The organism is Variovorax sp. MHTC-1 (assembly GCF_003984645.1).
Classification (GTDB): Bacteria; Pseudomonadota; Gammaproteobacteria; order Burkholderiales; family Burkholderiaceae_C; genus Variovorax.
Genome location: NZ_RWKI01000008.1, coordinates 1 through 15,877, shown reverse-complemented (window position 1 = coordinate 15,877; position 15,877 = coordinate 1). Strand labels below are relative to the sequence as shown.

The following is a 15,877-nucleotide window of genomic DNA, read 5'->3' as shown; positions in this document are numbered from 1 at the left end:
CGCCGTGTTTCGTTTTATTGCGACGCAGCCGCCGGCGTGAGCACGGCCGCCGGCTCTTCCGCCTCCAGCACCTCTTGCGCCCAGGCTTCGAGCTTGCTCGTGTCGGCGCGCAGCACTTCCTGCTTGACGGCCAGGATCTGCGAGGGGTGCATCGAGAAGCTGCGCAGACCCATGCCCAGCAGGAGCCGCGTGAACATGACGTCGCCCGCCATCTCTCCGCACACGCTCACGCCCTTGCCCTGGCGCCGGCACTCGGCGATGGTCTCGGCCACCAGGCGCAGCACCGCGGGATGGGCGGGATCGTAGAGGTGCGCCACCGATTCGTCGGCGCGGTCGATGGCCAGCGTGTACTGGATCAGGTCGTTGGTGCCGATCGACAGGAAGTCGAAGTACTTCAGGAAGGTCTTGAGCGTGAGCGCCGCGGCCGGAATCTCGATCATGGCGCCGAGCTTCACGTTGCCGTGCACCGCGCCGCGGTTGTCGAGCTCGGCGCGCGCGAAGTCGATCAGCGAAAGCGTCTGGCGGATCTCGCTCGCGTGCGCGAGCATGGGGATCAGGAGATGAATCTCTCCGTGTGCCGCGGCGCGCAGGATGGCGCGCAGCTGCGTCAGGAACATGGCGGGGTCGGCCAGGCTCCAGCGGATCGCGCGCAGGCCCAGCGCCGGGTTGAGGTGTCCATCGTCGCGCACCGACCTGCCGTCGAGCGGCTTGTCGGCGCCGACGTCGATGGTGCGGACCGTGACCGGCATGCCCTGCATGCCCTCGACCGCGCGCTTGTAGGCCTGGTACTGCTCCTCCTCGTCGGGCAGGCGCGTCAGGCGCTGGGCTTCGCGGCCCATGAACAGGAACTCGCTGCGGAACAGGCCGACGCCGACCGCACCGGCCTTGACCGCGTTGATCGTGTCCTCGGGCATCTCGATATTGGCCAGCAGGTCGACGCGCTGGCCGTCGAGCGTGACGGCCGGCTTGTGGCGCAGGCGCGAGAGCCGCCCGCGCTCCAAGTCGTTCTGGCGCTGCTTGAAGCCGTATTCGGCCAGGATGATCGGCGAGGGGTCGACGATCACGACGCCGCCGTCGCCGTCGATGATGACCCAATCGTCCTGTCGCACCAGCTGGCTCGCGCTGCGCGCGCCGACCACGGCCGGGATGTCCATGCTGCGCGCCACGATCGCGGTGTGCGAGGTGCGGCCGCCGACGTCGGTCACGAAGCCGGCGAACACGCTCTTCTTGAACTGCAGCATGTCGGCCGGCGAGAGATCGTGCGCGATCAGCACCAGCGGGGCGTCGATGGCGTCGTTGGCGGTCGGATCGGCATCGTCGTCCTCGGCCCTGCGCTTGCGGCGCGGCGGCGTCGGCGCCAGCACCGCGGCGGTGCCCTTCATGCGGTGCAGCAGCCGCTCGACCACCTGTTCGAGGTCGGCCTTGCGTTCGCGCAGATATTCGTCCTCCATCTCGTCGAACTGGCGCGCGATCACCTCGAGCTGCGTGGTGAGCGCCCATTCGGCGTTGTAGAGGCGCTCGACGATCCAATGCTTGACGCCGCCGGTGAGCACCTCGTCCTGCAGCAGCATCTGGTGCACCTCGAGCAGCGCCGCGAGTTCGTGCGGCGCATCGTTCGGCCCCATCAGCGCGACGCTGGCCTGCAGCTTCTGCAGTTCCTCGGCCACCGCGTTGCGCGCGGTGCGCACGCGGTCGATCTCGGTCTCGACTTCCTCGGGCTTGATGAAATAGTGCGCCACGTCGATACGGCTCGAGACCACGAGCACGGCGCGGCCTATGGCAATGCCACGGGCGACAGGGAGCCCGTGGACGGCGAAAGTCATTCACCTTCTCCGAATTTGTCGTTCATCAACGCGACGATCGCGTCCATCGCTTCCTGCTCCCGCTCGCCGTTGGTTTCAATCTCCACCGTCACGCCGATGCCCGCCGCCAGCATCATCACGCCCATGATGCTCTTGGCATTGACGCGGCGATCGCCGCGCGAGAGCCAGACCTCGCAGGGATAGCTGCCGGCGAGCTTGGTGAGTTTGGCCGAGGCGCGCGCATGCAGCCCCAGCTTATTGCTGATGGTCACGGATGTCTTTATCACTGTGCTTTCTTCTTGCCTGATTCTGGGGTGCCGCCACCGCCACCTGCATCACGCCCGCGGTGCCGCCGGTGAGCGCGCGCTGCACCAGGGTCTCGAGCGGCTCGTTGCGGTAGCTCACGGCGCGCAGCAGCATCGGCAGGTTGACTCCGGCCACGAGGCGCGAACGCACGCCATCGACCAGCTTCTGCGCCACGTTGCAGGGCGTGGCGCCGAACACGTCGGCCAACACCAGCACCTGCGAGCGCGGCGCGCGCTGCAGCTGGGCCAGCGTGATGCGCGCCGCCGCGAGGGTTTCGTCCGGCGACACATTGGGCAGCACGTCGAGGGCGACGACAGAGGTCTCGCTGTCCGGGAACACATGCAGCGCGCACTGCCGCAGCGCCTGGGCGAGCGGCGAGTGGGCGATGATGAAGATGCTGTTCATGTGGGTCGGAAGGCTGCCTGTCGATTATGCGGGGGCGCCCACAGGAAGTAGAAATAAGACAACAAACAGCATCCCAGAAACAGGCCCAGCGCGCCACGAAAGGCGCCTACCGTGTCGAAGCCGGCACGACCGAACAGGTCGATCAGGAGCCCGACACCCCACTGAACCACGAAAACGCCGAGAAACACCACCAGGTTGTATGCCGAGAGGGCGCGCCCCGCCAGCGTGGCGGGCAGCGCCATCGCGACCGCGGGCTGGGCCAGCGCCACCACGGTCGAGCTGCAGAGGAAGATCGCCCAGGCCAGGGTGCCCGCTGCACGGCCGAGCACCAGGATGGCGGCGAGCGCCAGCATGGCGAGCGGCAGGCCCCAGCCGATCAGCCGGGCCGCTGCGAGGCCCCGGCGCACCAGCCACGGGTTGGCGGCGCCCCAGAGCCAGTAGGTGACGAGCATCGCGATGCTGATCGAGAACAATGCATCCGCGGCCTCCGCCGGCGCGTAGCCGGCGACGCGCGTGAGCCACGGGACGACCCAGAGCGTCAGCATGGCGACGAAGCCGCCGTAATTGAAGAAACCGATCGGCATGAGCTTGCGGAAGAATGGGTCGCGCCATACGGCGGCGTAGCCGGCGTCCCGGCGAGGAACAGCGACTTCCTGAACGTTCGCCGCATGGGCCGCGTTGTCCCACGCGGGCGCGGCCCAGGCGATCAGCAGCATCGAACCCAGCACGCCGGCTGCGAGCAGCCAGAAAAGCGGCCGCCAACCCACCAGCGGCGTCAGCCACTGCACGGGCAGCGTGGCGGCAACCAGGCCCAGCGAGCCGATCATCAGCATCCAGGAGTTGCTGCGCAGCTGCAGCGCCGGGTCGAACCAGCGGCGGTAGCCGGTGAGCGGCGCCATCAGGCAGGCGCTGACGCCCACGCCGGTGAGGACACGCGCCGCCAGCAGCAGCCAGAACTGCGTCGCCACCGAGAACAGCAGGCAGCCGGCGACCGCCATCGACAGAAATGAGAGGATCACGCGCTTGGGACCGTGCCGATCGAGCCAGCTGCCCATGGGCAGCTGCGTCAACGCGAAGCCGAGGAAATAGCCGCCGGCGAGAAGCCCGAGGTCGCGCGAATGGAGGGCGAACTCCGCCGTCAGCGTGGGAGACAGCGTGGCGGTGATGGCGCGCACCAGCGTCGAGAGAAAGTAGGCGAAGGCAAAGGCCAGGAAGACCGCCGCGATCCGGCCGCGACCAGCCAGAGCGCCGCCGCTCATGGAAGGCGCAAGCCCTCGAAGAAGATGGCGAGCGCCTCGGTCGAGGAAGGCTTGCCGAGCACGGTCGCCTGGTAGAGCGCCACCTTTCCGGCGCGCTGCTGGGCGAACCAGAGCACGTGGGTCGGCCCGCTGGCACCAGGCTGGGTGTCGAGCCGGATCGGCCCGGGCGATTCGGCGGCGCGGGCCATCACGATCGGCGTCTCGGCGACCGGGGCACTGCCCAGCTGCGTGCGCGTTGCCGCGCGCCAGGCGCGCATCCAGGCATCGGCCTGCGCGGCATCGCTGGCCGCTGCGTGCGCGACGGCGAAAGTGGCGCCGCCGGCCTCGCAACCTGTCACGTCGACGCTGATCAGCTCGGCGCCGAGCGGCAGCATGCGCGTCGCCCGGTCGGCCTTGCAAGGCAGGAGCGCGATCAAGCCATCGTCCGCGATGGGTATTTCGCGCCAATTGAAGACGGGACTGCACGCGCCGAAGGCTGCAGCGGCCAGCGCGAGCGTCGCGAATCGGGGACGGAACGGAAAGGGCATCGGAGCGATTATCGAGCCGCCCCCCGCCCTCCGACTCGGGACTAACGCAATGCGCCGAACACCTTCTGCAAAATCGCGCTGCCGCTGCCCACCGGGTCCTGCCGGATCTTGCGCTCTTCCTCGCCGATCATGAGGTAGAGGCCGTCGAGCGACTTGCCGGTCACGTAGCGCTGGATGTTGGCGTCTTCCTTTTTCACCAGGCCGTAGCCGGCTGCCTTGCCGGCGATGCTGTTGTACTTCTCCGCCAGCTTGACCTTGACCGTGGCGTAGGTCACGACGGGCAGGAATCGCTCGGTGAGCGGCGCGCGGGTCTTGTTGGCGAAGAACTGGGTGACCGAGGTGTCGCCTCCGACCAGGATCCCCTTGGCATCGGCCACGCTCATGGTGCGCACGGCGTTCACCAGCAGGTCCTTGCCCGCCGGAACCGCCTGCTCGGCGGCGCGGTTCATCGCCGTCACGAGCTCGTCGATGCGGCTGCCCTGGCCCACCATGCGCAGCATCTTGCCCGCGTCCTCGAGGTAGCCGGGCAGCGGAATGCGGACCTTGGGATTGCCCAGGAAGCCATCCTGGCGCCCAAGCAGACCGACCGCCGCGGTGGCACCTTTTTCGAGCGCGGCCTTGAGCCCCTTCGAGGCGTCGCCGGCGCTGAGGTCGTCGATCGTCAGCGCATGCGCCTGCCGTATTGCCAGCAATGCCAGGGCGGCGGGCGCGGCCAGGAAGGCGGAACTAAAATCTCGTCGGTCCATCCATCGTTCTCCCATGAAAAAAATCATCTACGCCGCAGCCGTCGCGATCGCCCTGGCCGTCGGCGTGGGCGTGTATCTGAATACGGGGGTGTCGGCGGCGCCGGCGTCGACCTTCGTGCTGCTCGACGGCAGCAAGAGGAGCACGGACGATCTTAAGGGCAAGGTCACGCTGGTCAATTTCTGGGCCACCAGCTGCGTCACCTGCGTGGCCGAGATGCCCAAGGTGATCGCAACCTACGACAAGTACAAGGGCCGGGGCTATGACACGGTGGCGGTGGCCATGAGCTACGACCCGCCGAGCTACGTGGTCAACTTCGTCGAGACGCGCAAGCTGCCGTTCAAAGTGGCGATCGACAACACCGGCGCGGTGGCGCAGGCCTGGGGCGACGTGAAGCTCACGCCGACCACCTACATCGTCAACAAGCGCGGCGAGATCGTGAAGCGCTATGTGGGCGAACCCGACTTTGCCGAGCTGCACAAGCTGATCGAGAAGCTGCTGGCCGAAGCCTGAGCGGCGTCCGGGGCGGCCCTCGGATGCTCAGTCCTTGCGGAAGCTGTCGTGGCACGACTTGCATGTGCCACCCACCGATGCCATCGCGGCCTTGAGCGTATCCAGGTTGCCGGCAGCGGTGGGCAGCTTGCTGGTCTCGGCCATCAGCTTCTCGCTGAGCTCCTTGAATTTCGCCTGCTCCTTCCAGATTTCCGGCTTGGCGTCGCCGCCCTCGGTCCCGGCGCCGAATCCGGCCCAGGGCAGCTTGGAAATCTCGGCCACCACCTGGGCATTGGCGGCAGCGGCCGCCGCGTCAAACGGTGCGCGACCGCTGGCCATGGCGCCCAGACGGGCCACGTGCTGGTTCTGGATGAACATCGCGCTCTGGCGATACTTGATGGCGTCTTCTTTTTTGGCAAACTGGGCGATCGCAGGCAGGCAAAGGGCTGCGCCGGCCGCTGCCAGGGTGAACGAGGCAAGGCGATTCATCGTGTTTTCCTTGTTAGACAGCGCCGCGGGGCCGGCACCGTGACAGTGTCCGGGGGCTGGTCGAGCGCGGTGCATAGAGACAACCCGAAGGCGCGGCGGCCGCGACTTTGCTAATCTGCGCTTCCCGCAGCCTCGCGCACCCCGTCCTCCCGATGTCCGACACCTTCGAGCCCAGCACGCGCCGCGCGAGCCTGGGTGATGCCAGCGCGGCCCGTACGCGGGTCTGGGACCTGCCGACGCGCGTGTTTCACTGGGCGCTCACGGCGGCGGTGATCAGCCAGCTCGTGACCGGCTTCGCAGGCATCATGGAGTGGCACTTCCGCGGGGGCTACACGGTGCTTTCGCTGCTGCTGTTCCGCCTGATCTGGGGCTTCATCGGCGGGCGTTGGTCGCGCTTCGCCGCCTTCGTCTATTCGCCCGGCTCGCTCATGAACTACCTGCGGGGGCGTGCTCATCCAGACCACCTCATCGGCCATACGCCGCTCGGCGCATTCTCCGTGTTCGCGCTGCTCGCGATCCTGGCGCTGCAGGTGGCGAGCGGCCTGACTGCCGACGACGAGATCACCGCGTCCGGCCCGCTCACGCGCTTCGTCTCCGGCGCGACGGTGAGCCTGGCCACGGGCTGGCACACCAGCCAGGGCAAATGGATCGTGATTGCGCTGGCCGGCCTGCATGTGCTGGCAGTGCTCTACTACGTGCTCATCAAGCGCCGTCGCCTGGTGCGGCCGATGATCTCGGGCGACAAGCTGGTGACGGACGGCAGCGCGGCACCGAGCCGCGACGATGCCGCCTCGCGGCTGCTGGCCTTGGCGGTGTTCGCGGTGTGCGCGGCCTTTGCGGCGTGGATTGCGTCGTTGAGAGCATGAGCTTCTCGACTTCACGCCCCCTGCCGCTGGCCGATGCGCCGGATATCGTACTGATCACGCCCGACGAACGGCAGGAGATCGAGGCGACGCGCGCGATCTTCAAGGACTACGCGGCCTCGCTCGGCATCGATCTGTGCTTTCAGAACTTCGACGCGGAGCTCGCCAACCTGCCCGGCGACTACGCGGAGCCGCGCGGCGCGCTGCTGCTGGCGCTGGTCGATATCAAGGACGCCGCCGCGATGGCCGATGTGCCGCTGATTCAACGGCCGCAAGGCGGCCTGGCCCACGTCGCCGGCTGCTGCGCGCTGCGCCCCCTGGACACGACCGACTACCCCAACGCGGCAGAAATGAAGCGGCTCTACGTGCGGCCTGCCTTCCGCGGCCTGGGGCTCGGCCGACAGCTGGCCGAAGCGATACTGGACGCGGCACGCGGCGCCGGCTATGCCTGCGTGCTGTTGGATACGCTGGACGACATGGAATCGGCGCGCGCACTCTACGAAGACTTGGGCTTCGAAGAGGTGCCGCCCTACTATCACAACCCGATCGCCGGGTCGCACTACCTCAAGGTGGATCTCTAACGCTCAGCCGCGCGCCTGCGCGAGCAGCGTGTCCGCGTCGCTGACCTCGAACTTGCCCGGCGCTTCGACGTTGAGCGCCGCCACCTTGCCGTCCTTCACCAGCATCGAGTAGCGGTTGCTGCGCACGCCCATGCCGCGTGCCGTCAGGTCAAGGGTCAGGCCGGTCGCATTGGCGAACGCGCCGCTTCCGTCGGCCAGCATACGTACTTTGGTGCCGGTCTTCTGGTCGCGCGCCCAGGCGCCCATGACGAAGGCGTCGTTGACGCTCACGCACCAGATTTCGTCCACGCCGGCGGCCTTGAAGTCATCGAAGTGCTGCACATAACCCGGCACATGCTTGGCCGAGCAGGTCGGCGTGAAGGCTCCGGGCAATGCGAACAGCGCGATGGTCTTGCCTGCGGCCGCCTTGGTCACGTCGACCGGGTTCGGGCCGATGCTGCAACCCTCGCCTTCGACCTCGGAATATTCCTGCAGGGTCGCAGTAGGAAGGGTGTCGCCGACTTTGATCATGAGATCTGCTCCTGAAAAAGAAAAACGGCCCACATTGTGGGCCGCTTTTGCTTTGGCTGCGTCGCCGGGGGAGCGGGGTATCAGACCAGCACGGCCTTTTCGACCAGGCGGGTCACGACCCAGTTCTTCGACTTCGAGATAGGCCGGCTTTCGGTGATCTCGATGGTGTCGCCCAGCTTGTACTCGCCCTTTTCGTCATGGGCGTGGTATTTGCTCGTCTTGGCCACGATCTTGCCGTAGAGCTCGTGCTTCACACGACGCTCGACCAGCACGGTCACGGTCTTCTCGCGCTTGTCGCTGACCACCTTGCCGATCAAGGTGCGCTTGAGGGATTTTTTAGCTTCCGTCATGTTCACTCCTTACTTGGCGGCTTGGGTTTCTTGCTGCTGCTTCTGCGCAAGAATGGTCTTCGCACGCGCGATGTCGCGGCGCGTGATGCGCAGCGTCGACGTGTTCGACAGTTGTTGCGTGGCCTTCTGCATGCGCAGGCCGAAATGGGCCTTCTGCAGATCCTTGATTTCGGTCTGCAGGCCGGCGACGTCCTTGTCGCGCAGCGCTTGCGCCTTCGACACCTTGGCCGGCGTGGCCGCGGCGTCCTTCTTCTTACGTGTTGCCATCAGTGTTCTCCTCGATCAGGCGCCGAGCTGGCGCGCGACGAAGGTGGTGCGCAGCGGCAGCTTGGCGGCAGCCAGGCGGAATGCTTCGCGGGCGAGTTCTTCGGGCACGCCGACGATCTCGTAGATCACCTTGCCAGGCTGGATTTCGGCGACGTAGTACTCGGGGTTGCCCTTGCCGTTACCCATCCGCACTTCGGCGGGCTTGTGGGAGATCGGCTTGTCGGGGAACACGCGAATCCAGATGCGGCCACCGCGCTTGACGTGGCGCGAGATCGCGCGACGAGCGGCTTCGATCTGGCGCGCGGTCAGGCGGCCGCGGTCGATCGACTTCAGGCCGAAGTCACCGAAGGACACCGCGTTGCCGCGGGTCGCGATGCCGGTGTTGCGGCCCTTTTGTTCCTTGCGGAACTTTCTGCGTGCAGGTTGCAGCATGTTTGTTACTCCGTGGATCTAAGAACGATCACTCGTTCTTGGCACCGTCAGCTGCTGCAGCTGGCGCGGGCTTGCGCACGCGCTTAACGGCGGGTTTCGAGTCTGCACCCGGTGCTGCCGGAGCGGCACCAGTGGCTTCTGCGGGCTTGTCGCTGCCGTCGGCCGGAGCGACGTTGCCGCCGATCGGACCACGGGCACCGGCGCGCGGGCCGGGGCCGCGGCGGTCGGAACCGGGACGGTCGCCACCGGGGCGGCCGTCACGGCGCGGGCCACGCGGGCGGCGCTCTTCTTCGGGACGCGGCGTTTCGACGGCCGGCAGGTCGTTGCGACCCAGCGTGTCGCCCTTGTAGACCCAGACCTTGACGCCGATGACGCCGTACGTGGTCTTGGCTTCCGAGGTGCCGTAGTCGATGTCGGCGCGCAGCGTGTGAAGCGGCACGCGGCCTTCGCGGTACCACTCGGTACGCGCGATTTCGATGCCGTTCAGGCGGCCGGCCGACATGATCTTGATGCCCTGGGCACCCAGACGCATGGCGTTCTGCATGGCGCGCTTCATCGCGCGGCGGAACATGATCCGCTTCTCGAGCTGCTGCGTGATGCTGTCGGCGATCAGCTGTGCATCGATTTCGGGCTTGCGCACTTCCTCGATGTTCACTGCGACCGGCACGCCCAGCTGCTTGCCGAGTTCGCGCTTGAGGTTCTCGATGTCCTCGCCCTTCTTGCCGATTACGACGCCCGGACGTGCCGAGTAGATCGTGATGCGTGCGTTCTTGGCAGGACGCTCGATCAGGACGCGCGACACCGACGCGTTCTTGAGCTTCTTCTTCAGGTACTCGCGCACCTTGATGTCTTCGGCCAGCATGCCCGCGAAGTCACGGTTGCTTGCGTACCAGCGGCTGGACCAGTTACGGCTGACCGCGAGGCGGAAGCCGGTAGGGTGGATTTTCTGTCCCATATTTCTTCCAGGCCTCTTAGTTGCCGACCGTCACGTACACATGGCACGTCGGCTTGCTGATGCGATTGCCGCGACCCTTGGCGCGCGCGGTGAAGCGCTTGAGCGTGGCGCCCTGTTCGACGTAGATGGTCTTGACCTTCAGTTCGTCGATGTCGGCACCGTCGTTGTGCTCGGCGTTGGCGATCGCCGACTCGAGCACCTTCTTGACGATCACAGCGGCCTTCTTCTGCGTGAATTGCAGGATGTTGAGCGCTTGATCGACCTTCTTGCCGCGGATCAGGTCGGCGACCAGACGGCCCTTGTCGACCGAGAGGCGAACGCCGCGGAGGACTGCACGTGTTTCAGACATGGTCGTTCCTTACTTCTTCTGGACTTTCTTGTCCGCGGGGTGCCCCTTGAACGTGCGCGTGAGCGCAAATTCGCCGAGCTTGTGGCCGACCATCTGGTCGGTAATGTAGACAGGCACGTGCTGCTTGCCGTTGTGCACGGCAATGGTCAGGCCGATGAACTCGGGCAGGACCATCGAGCGGCGCGACCAAGTCTTGATCGGCTTCTTGTCCTTGGTCGTCACGGCCTTGTCGGCCTTGGCCACCAGGTGGTGGTCGACGAACGGACCCTTTTTGAGAGAGCGAGTCATTGTGCTGTCCCTTACTTCTTGCGACGCGACACGATGAAGACCTGCGTGCGCTTGTTGTTGCGGGTGCGATAACCCTTGGTGAGATTGCCCCACGGATCGACAGGATGACGGCCTTCGCCGGTCTTGCCTTCGCCGCCGCCGTGCGGGTGGTCGACCGGGTTCATCACCACGCCGCGAACGGTCGGGCGGATACCCATCCAGCGCTTCACACCGGCCTTGCCGAGCTGGCGCAGGCTGTGTTCTTCGTTGGCGACTTCACCGATGGTCGCGCGGCACTCGACGTGCACGCGGCGAACTTCGCCCGAGCGCATCCGGACCTGGGCGTAGACGCCTTCGCGGGCCAGCAGCGTGGCCGAGGTACCGGCCGAGCGGGCGATCTGCGCGCCCTTGCCGGGCTGCAGTTCGATGCAGTGGATCGTCGAACCCACGGGAATGTTGCGGATCGGCAGCGTGTTGCCGGCGCGGATCGGAGCTTCCGAACCGGAGAGCAGCGTTGCACCGGCTTCCAGACCGCGCGGGGCGATGATGTAGCGGCGCTCGCCGTCGGCGTAGCACACGAGCGCGATGTGGGCGGTGCGGTTCGGGTCGTACTCGATGCGTTCGACCTTGGCCGGGATGCCGTCCTTGTTGCGCACGAAGTCCACCACGCGGTAGTGGTGCTTGTGACCACCGCCCTTGTGACGGGTCGTGATGTGACCGTTGTTGTTGCGGCCGGCCTTCTGGAACTGGGGTTCCAGCAGGGCAGCGTGCGGCGCACCCTTGTACAGGTGGTCCCGCGAGATCTTCACCGCGCCGCGCTGGCCCGGCGAAGTGGGTTTCATCTTGATGACGGCCATGATTAAGCGCCTTCCCCAACGAGGTTGAGCTCTTGACCGGCCTTCAGCGTCACATAGGCCTTGCGAACGTTGTCGCGGCGGCCGACGGACTTGCCGAAGCGCTTGGTCTTGCCCTTGGTGTTGAGCACCGACACACCCTGGACCTCGACCTTGAACATCAGTTCGACGGCGGCCTTGATCTCGGGCTTGGTGGCGTCCTGCAACACCTTGAAAGTGACTGCGTTCGACTTCTCGCCGACCATCGTGGCCTTTTCGGACACGATCGGGGCGACCAGAACGCTCATCAGACGACCTTCGTCGAACTGACGCTGCTGCGGAGTCGGGTTCATGCGGCTCATGCGAACATCTCCTTGAGCTTGTCGACGGCGCCCTTGGTGACCAGCACCTTCTTGTAGTGGACCAGCGACACCGGATCGGCGTAACGCGGCTCGACGACGAGCACGTTCACCAGGTTGCGCGAGGCCAGGTACAGGTTCTCGTCGACTTCCTCGGCGATCACGAGCACGGACTCGAGATTCATCGCCTTGAACTTGGCGGCCAACGGCTTGGTCTTGGGCGAGTCGACCTTGATCGAATCGACCACGGCCAGGCGGCCTTCACGAGCGAGCTGCGAGAAGATGGCGGCCATGCCGGCGCGGTACATCTTCTTGTTGATCTTCTGCGAGAAGTTTTCGTCGGGCATGTTCGGGAAAATGCGGCCGCCCCCGCGCCACAGCGGCGAGGAAGTCATACCGGCGCGGGCGCGGCCCGTTCCCTTTTGCTTGAAAGGCTTCTTGGTCGAGTGCTTGACCTGCTCGCGGTCCTTCTGGGCGCGCGTGCCTTGGCGGGCGTTGGCCTGGAATGCGACGACGATCTGGTGGACCAGGTCCTCGTTGTAGTCACGGCCGAACACGGTCTCGGGGGCGTCGTACTTCGAGGCGGCCTGGCCTTGTTCGTTCAGGAGTTCGAGTTGCATTACTTCGCTCCTTCGGCCGCTTGCGGCTTGGCCTTGACGGCCGGACGCACGGTGACGAAGCCACCCTTGGAGCCCGGAATCGCGCCCTTGATCAGAAGCAGCTGACGCGCTTCGTCGATACGGATGACGTCGAGGTTCTGGGTCGTCACGGTGACGTCGCCGAGGTGGCCCGTCATGCGCTTGCCCGGAAACACGCGGCCGGGATCCTGCGCCATGCCGATGGAGCCGGGGACGTTGTGCGAACGGCTGTTACCGTGCGACGCCCGCTGCGAGCTCATGTTGTGGCGCTTGATGGTGCCGGCGTAGCCCTTGCCGATCGAAGTGCCTTGCACGTCGACCTTCTGGCCCACCGCGAACACGCTGGCCGCGGCAATCACGCCGCCGGCCTTGTGCTGACCCGCCGTATCGGCTGTCACGCGGAATTCCTGGATGATTTCGCCGGCTTCGACGCCAGCCTTGGCGAGGTGGCCTGCTTCGGGCTTGGTGACGCGCGATGCCTTGCGCGATCCGAACGTCACTTGCAGTGCGACGTAGCCATCGGTCTCTTGGGTTTTGATCTGGGTCACGCGGTTGTTCGACACATCCACCACCGTGACGGGAACTGCATCCCCGTCATCGGTGAAGAGACGCATCATCCCCACCTTGCGGCCCAGCAACCCGAGGGAGTTGCTCAGACTCATTGGTTTTTCTCCAAAAATGGAATCCTCTCCCGCCGCTGCCACTTCAATTGGCGACAGCGTTTGGTATGCGGAAGAAGGTTGATAAAGCTCTGCGCAACTTTCACCCCAAAAGGCGCAAGTTAGGCAGAGCCGAAGATTATAGCCCGCAGACGACCGCAAGAGCAAGCCGCCGGAAAGGAAGCGCGCAGCGACCCTATTTCACCGGCATGGCATGGATCTTGTCGCCGTCCGGCGTCTGCTTGAGGGTGCCGCTGGCAGGCAGCGCGGAAGGCACCTTGCCGACCTGAACGGGCACCGAGGTCGCGCTGGTGGCGCCGCGCTGGGTGGTGAACACATGGAGATAGCCGACGCCTTCGGCGCCAGGTACGACCTGGACCGTCAAGGTCGTCGTCTGACCGGCCGGCAGCGGCTGCGTTCCCCCGGCGCCGCTCAGCGACAGGCCGCCCTCGGCCGTCAGGCGAACCGACGCGCCGGCGGGATCGGTGATGCCGTCGAAGCTCAGGACGATTGGAAGGGCAACCCCGGCCTGCGGGGTGCCGTCGACGCGGTACTGCACGGAAACGCCGGAGCCGTTCGACTTGGCCGGCGCTGCTGACATCTTGGGCGCACTGCGCTCCGGCTTGCTGTCGGCGCAGGCTTGCAAGGACGCGCCCATCGCCAGCGATGCGACGACGATGGCTGCCAAGCTGCGATGTGCATGCATGGATGCGCTCCTCAATTGATGGTGACGGTGAAACATGTGTTCGACGACGAGTTGTTGAAGTCGTTCAAGACCAGAACGCTTTCGCCGGCGGCAAGGGGGACAGAAGCAGTCTGGACGACAGTCGTTTCCACACTAGCGTCGACGATCTGACGCCCCTGATAGACAACGAAGTCCGGATCCGATCCGCCGGGGCCGGTGGCGCTGATAGCGTAGTTGCGCGCGCTAGGCGCGGTGAACCGCAGATAGACGTAGCTGCCCAGCTTGTTGCCCGCGCCGCCCAGATTTGTGACGCAAGCGGAAGTACTCCCGCCAACCGCGGCAGGGCGGTACATCGGCAATGCATAGCTCGCCAGTGTGCCGCCGCTGTTGTTCGTTTCCTGCTGCCCAAAGGGGTCGTTCGGGGCGGCACTGATGTTCTGGCCAGCGAGCAACGTATTCAAAGCAGCGGCGCTGCCCGGTGCCGCCGCCTGGAAAGCGGCCGCGAACGGATGGATGGCGGTCACAGCCACGCCATTCTTGAAGGATGCAGCGGTAAGGGTGTCATGTATCGGCTTGAAGCCGACCTGGCTGTTCAAGTTCCACAGGATCGAATGGATCGAAGCTTCGCGGAACCAGCCTGGATTGGACGACGCACCTGCGGCCAGGTTGAGGTTTCCACCCTGCGCCTGGCTCGGGCCAACGGAATCGGTGTAGTTGCTGCGTCCCAGTGCGATGCCGGACCAGGCATTGCCCCAGCCCTCGGAAAATGCCAGCCGCCGATCGAGAAGTTCGCTCAGGGAATGGCTGCCGCCCGGCGAATCGTCGCGGCTGAAGGCCGACTGGTAGTAGTGCCCCCACTCGTGCGCCACGACGGGCGCGTCGTATTCGTCGGTATCGACGTCCTCCTTGCCCAGCACATAGATGGCGCGGCCCGTGCTTCTGTTGGTGAAGAAAGTCGTTCCGATCTGCCCCAGCGCCAAGGTACCCGACGCCGGAACGTTATTGACGCTCCAGAACACGCGCAGCAGCGGAAACGCAGTGCCCGGCGCCACCGAGAGAACCTTGGCCTGCGTCGTGTAGACCGTATCGAGCAGCGCAAAAGGCCCCGCGACGCGGGTCGATGCGTAGCTCGTGCCGTTCCAGCCGGAGGGCGCATGGACATCGCGCGTGAGCGTGCCCACTGCGGCGGTGGAGAAAGCAGGCGTCTCCATCGCGTAGATCGCATCGGACTGGGTGTTGTCGCGGACAGTGACGTCCCAACTCGCGCCCGAACCGGTCTGCAGCATCTGCGCCTTGACCCGCACCATGACGGATGTGTTCGCGGGAACCGAAACGGAATAGGCGCCGTTGGCGTCGGTGCTCGCCGTCGCTACGACCGCCGACGCGCCGTTGACCACTTCGACCACGGCGCCGCGAACCGGCTTGACCGCGACGGCCGCGTAGTTAAGCGTCCCTGTCGCATTCGGCACCGAATCGAAAGTAACGGTGCCGTTCAGCGTGACGGTCGTCGCGCCCGGCAGGCCCCCGATCGGGAAGCCGCCACCGCCACCGCCCCCGCCCCCGCCGCCACATGCGCCAAGCACCACCGCGACAGCCACCGCAAAGGCCCGCAAGAGCCATGTTCTAGTCTTCATTTTCGCCCTCTGAGCGTTCACGTCCGGCCAATCGCCGCCCTCCCGGAGAATGCCACAGCCAGGTGTCAAAAAGAACAAAGCCCGCCGGCATTTCTGCGGGCGGGCCGTGGCGAAGTAACCGAAGTTGCTTATTGAAGCTTGATTTCGACGTCCACGCCGGCCGGCAGGTCGAGCTTCATCAGCGCGTCCACGGTCTTGTCGGTCGGGTCGACGATGTCCATCAAGCGCTGGTGCGTGCGGATCTCGAACTGGTCGCGGCTCGTCTTGTTGACGTGCGGCGAACGCAGGATGTCGAAACGCTTCATGCGGGTCGGCAGGGGCACGGGGCCCTTGACGATCGCGCCGGTGCGCTTGGCAGTGTCCACGATCTCGGCGGCCGACTGGTCGATCAGCTTGTAGTCGAACGCCTTCAGGCGGATGCGGATTTTTTGCTTGGTGGCCATGATGATTCCTTGTGCGCTCGAATCAGAT

24 protein-coding genes are annotated in these 15,877 nt (G+C 65.8%); 3 read left to right on the top strand and 21 right to left on the bottom strand.

Going from position 1 to position 15,877, the window contains the following annotated elements; genetic code table 11:
- Positions 1-14 precede the first annotated feature (14 nt).
- Genes ptsP through EJI01_RS15215 form a run of 6 tightly spaced genes read right to left on the bottom strand, consistent with a single transcriptional unit; the run spans position 15 to position 5,045 of the window.
- Entirely contained in the window at positions 15-1,823 is a 1,809-nt protein-coding gene (gene ptsP / locus EJI01_RS15240; RefSeq protein ID WP_126837998.1) for a phosphoenolpyruvate--protein phosphotransferase, read from the bottom strand.
- Positions 1,820-2,089, bottom strand: coding sequence for an HPr family phosphocarrier protein (locus EJI01_RS15235; RefSeq protein ID WP_126837997.1), 270 nt, complete (start codon positions 2,087-2,089; stop codon positions 1,820-1,822). Before EJI01_RS15235 ends, ptsP begins: the two co-directional genes overlap by 4 nt.
- Positions 2,058-2,513: a PTS sugar transporter subunit IIA gene (locus tag EJI01_RS15230; RefSeq protein WP_126837996.1), complete on the bottom strand. Its 456-nt coding sequence runs from the start codon at positions 2,511-2,513 to the stop codon at positions 2,058-2,060. The genes EJI01_RS15235 and EJI01_RS15230 overlap by 32 nt, the downstream gene beginning before the upstream one ends.
- A complete protein-coding gene (locus tag EJI01_RS15225) occupies positions 2,510-3,772 on the bottom strand; it encodes an MFS transporter (RefSeq protein WP_126837995.1) in 1,263 nt (420 codons plus the stop codon). The genes EJI01_RS15230 and EJI01_RS15225 overlap by 4 nt, the downstream gene beginning before the upstream one ends.
- A complete protein-coding gene (locus tag EJI01_RS15220) occupies positions 3,769-4,299 on the bottom strand; it encodes a hypothetical protein (RefSeq protein WP_126837994.1) in 531 nt (176 codons plus the stop codon). The genes EJI01_RS15225 and EJI01_RS15220 overlap by 4 nt, the downstream gene beginning before the upstream one ends.
- A 41-nt stretch (positions 4,300-4,340) precedes the next feature.
- Positions 4,341-5,045, bottom strand: coding sequence for a DUF4197 domain-containing protein (locus tag EJI01_RS15215; RefSeq protein WP_126837993.1), 705 nt, complete (start codon positions 5,043-5,045; stop codon positions 4,341-4,343).
- Between the two features lie 13 nt (positions 5,046-5,058).
- Between EJI01_RS15215 and EJI01_RS15210 the strand changes: the two genes are divergently transcribed.
- Entirely contained in the window at positions 5,059-5,556 is a 498-nt protein-coding gene (locus EJI01_RS15210) for a TlpA disulfide reductase family protein (protein WP_126837992.1), read from the top strand.
- 27 nt (positions 5,557-5,583) lie between these two features.
- Here EJI01_RS15210 and EJI01_RS15205 read toward each other — a convergent pair whose 3' ends face one another.
- Positions 5,584-6,024 (bottom strand): c-type cytochrome, encoded by a 441-nt coding sequence (locus tag EJI01_RS15205; protein ID WP_126837991.1) that lies wholly within the window; start codon positions 6,022-6,024, stop codon positions 5,584-5,586.
- Between the two features lie 152 nt (positions 6,025-6,176).
- Between EJI01_RS15205 and EJI01_RS15200 the strand changes: the two genes are divergently transcribed.
- Together EJI01_RS15200 and EJI01_RS15195 are read left to right on the top strand one after the other, a co-directional pair.
- Positions 6,177-6,890, top strand: coding sequence for a cytochrome b/b6 domain-containing protein (locus EJI01_RS15200; protein ID WP_126837990.1), 714 nt, complete (start codon positions 6,177-6,179; stop codon positions 6,888-6,890).
- Entirely contained in the window at positions 6,887-7,468 is a 582-nt protein-coding gene (locus EJI01_RS15195; protein ID WP_126837989.1) for a GNAT family N-acetyltransferase, read from the top strand. Before EJI01_RS15200 ends, EJI01_RS15195 begins: the two co-directional genes overlap by 4 nt.
- A 3-nt stretch (positions 7,469-7,471) precedes the next feature.
- Here EJI01_RS15195 and EJI01_RS15190 read toward each other — a convergent pair whose 3' ends face one another.
- The 14 genes from EJI01_RS15190 to rpsJ form a co-directional block, all read right to left on the bottom strand.
- The gene (locus EJI01_RS15190; RefSeq protein ID WP_126837988.1) at positions 7,472-7,978 is read right to left on the bottom strand and encodes a peroxiredoxin; all 507 of its coding nucleotides are present in this window, start codon (positions 7,976-7,978) and stop codon (positions 7,472-7,474) included.
- An 80-nt stretch (positions 7,979-8,058) separates the two neighbouring features.
- Complete coding sequence (gene rpsQ / locus EJI01_RS15185; RefSeq protein ID WP_126837987.1) at positions 8,059-8,328, bottom strand: 30S ribosomal protein S17; 270 nt, start codon at positions 8,326-8,328, stop codon at positions 8,059-8,061.
- Between the two features lie 9 nt (positions 8,329-8,337).
- A complete protein-coding gene (rpmC, locus tag EJI01_RS15180) occupies positions 8,338-8,595 on the bottom strand; it encodes a 50S ribosomal protein L29 (protein WP_409513954.1) in 258 nt (85 codons plus the stop codon).
- A gap of 15 nt (positions 8,596-8,610) precedes the next feature.
- Positions 8,611-9,027: a 50S ribosomal protein L16 gene (gene rplP, locus EJI01_RS15175; protein ID WP_028250943.1), complete on the bottom strand. Its 417-nt coding sequence runs from the start codon at positions 9,025-9,027 to the stop codon at positions 8,611-8,613.
- 28 nt (positions 9,028-9,055) lie between these two features.
- The gene (gene rpsC / locus EJI01_RS15170; protein WP_126837986.1) at positions 9,056-9,982 is read right to left on the bottom strand and encodes a 30S ribosomal protein S3; all 927 of its coding nucleotides are present in this window, start codon (positions 9,980-9,982) and stop codon (positions 9,056-9,058) included.
- Between the two features lie 16 nt (positions 9,983-9,998).
- A complete protein-coding gene (gene rplV / locus EJI01_RS15165; protein WP_019657678.1) occupies positions 9,999-10,331 on the bottom strand; it encodes a 50S ribosomal protein L22 in 333 nt (110 codons plus the stop codon).
- A 9-nt stretch (positions 10,332-10,340) separates the two neighbouring features.
- Positions 10,341-10,619, bottom strand: a complete 279-nt coding sequence (gene rpsS / locus EJI01_RS15160; protein WP_007838132.1) for a 30S ribosomal protein S19 — start codon at positions 10,617-10,619, stop codon at positions 10,341-10,343.
- 11 nt (positions 10,620-10,630) lie between these two features.
- Entirely contained in the window at positions 10,631-11,455 is an 825-nt protein-coding gene (rplB, locus tag EJI01_RS15155) for a 50S ribosomal protein L2 (RefSeq protein ID WP_028250945.1), read from the bottom strand.
- A 2-nt stretch (positions 11,456-11,457) separates the two neighbouring features.
- Positions 11,458-11,784 carry a 50S ribosomal protein L23 gene (gene rplW / locus EJI01_RS15150; protein ID WP_185878941.1) on the bottom strand — a complete coding sequence of 109 codons (327 nt, stop codon included), beginning with the start codon at positions 11,782-11,784 and terminating at the stop codon, positions 11,458-11,460.
- Positions 11,785-11,789: 5 nt separating this feature from the next.
- Positions 11,790-12,410 carry a 50S ribosomal protein L4 gene (gene rplD, locus EJI01_RS15145; protein ID WP_126837984.1) on the bottom strand — a complete coding sequence of 207 codons (621 nt, stop codon included), beginning with the start codon at positions 12,408-12,410 and terminating at the stop codon, positions 11,790-11,792.
- Positions 12,410-13,090, bottom strand: coding sequence for a 50S ribosomal protein L3 (gene rplC, locus EJI01_RS15140; protein WP_126838203.1), 681 nt, complete (start codon positions 13,088-13,090; stop codon positions 12,410-12,412). The genes rplD and rplC overlap by 1 nt, the downstream gene beginning before the upstream one ends.
- Positions 13,091-13,283: 193 nt before the next feature.
- A complete protein-coding gene (locus EJI01_RS15135) occupies positions 13,284-13,793 on the bottom strand; it encodes a hypothetical protein (RefSeq protein ID WP_260602470.1) in 510 nt (169 codons plus the stop codon).
- Positions 13,794-13,804: 11 nt separating this feature from the next.
- On the bottom strand, positions 13,805-15,406 hold the full coding sequence (locus tag EJI01_RS15130; RefSeq protein ID WP_126837982.1) for a carboxypeptidase-like regulatory domain-containing protein: 1,602 nt from the start codon (positions 15,404-15,406) through the stop codon (positions 13,805-13,807).
- Positions 15,407-15,534: 128 nt separating this feature from the next.
- Positions 15,535-15,849 carry a 30S ribosomal protein S10 gene (gene rpsJ / locus EJI01_RS15125; protein ID WP_028250951.1) on the bottom strand — a complete coding sequence of 105 codons (315 nt, stop codon included), beginning with the start codon at positions 15,847-15,849 and terminating at the stop codon, positions 15,535-15,537.
- Positions 15,850-15,877 lie beyond the last annotated feature (28 nt).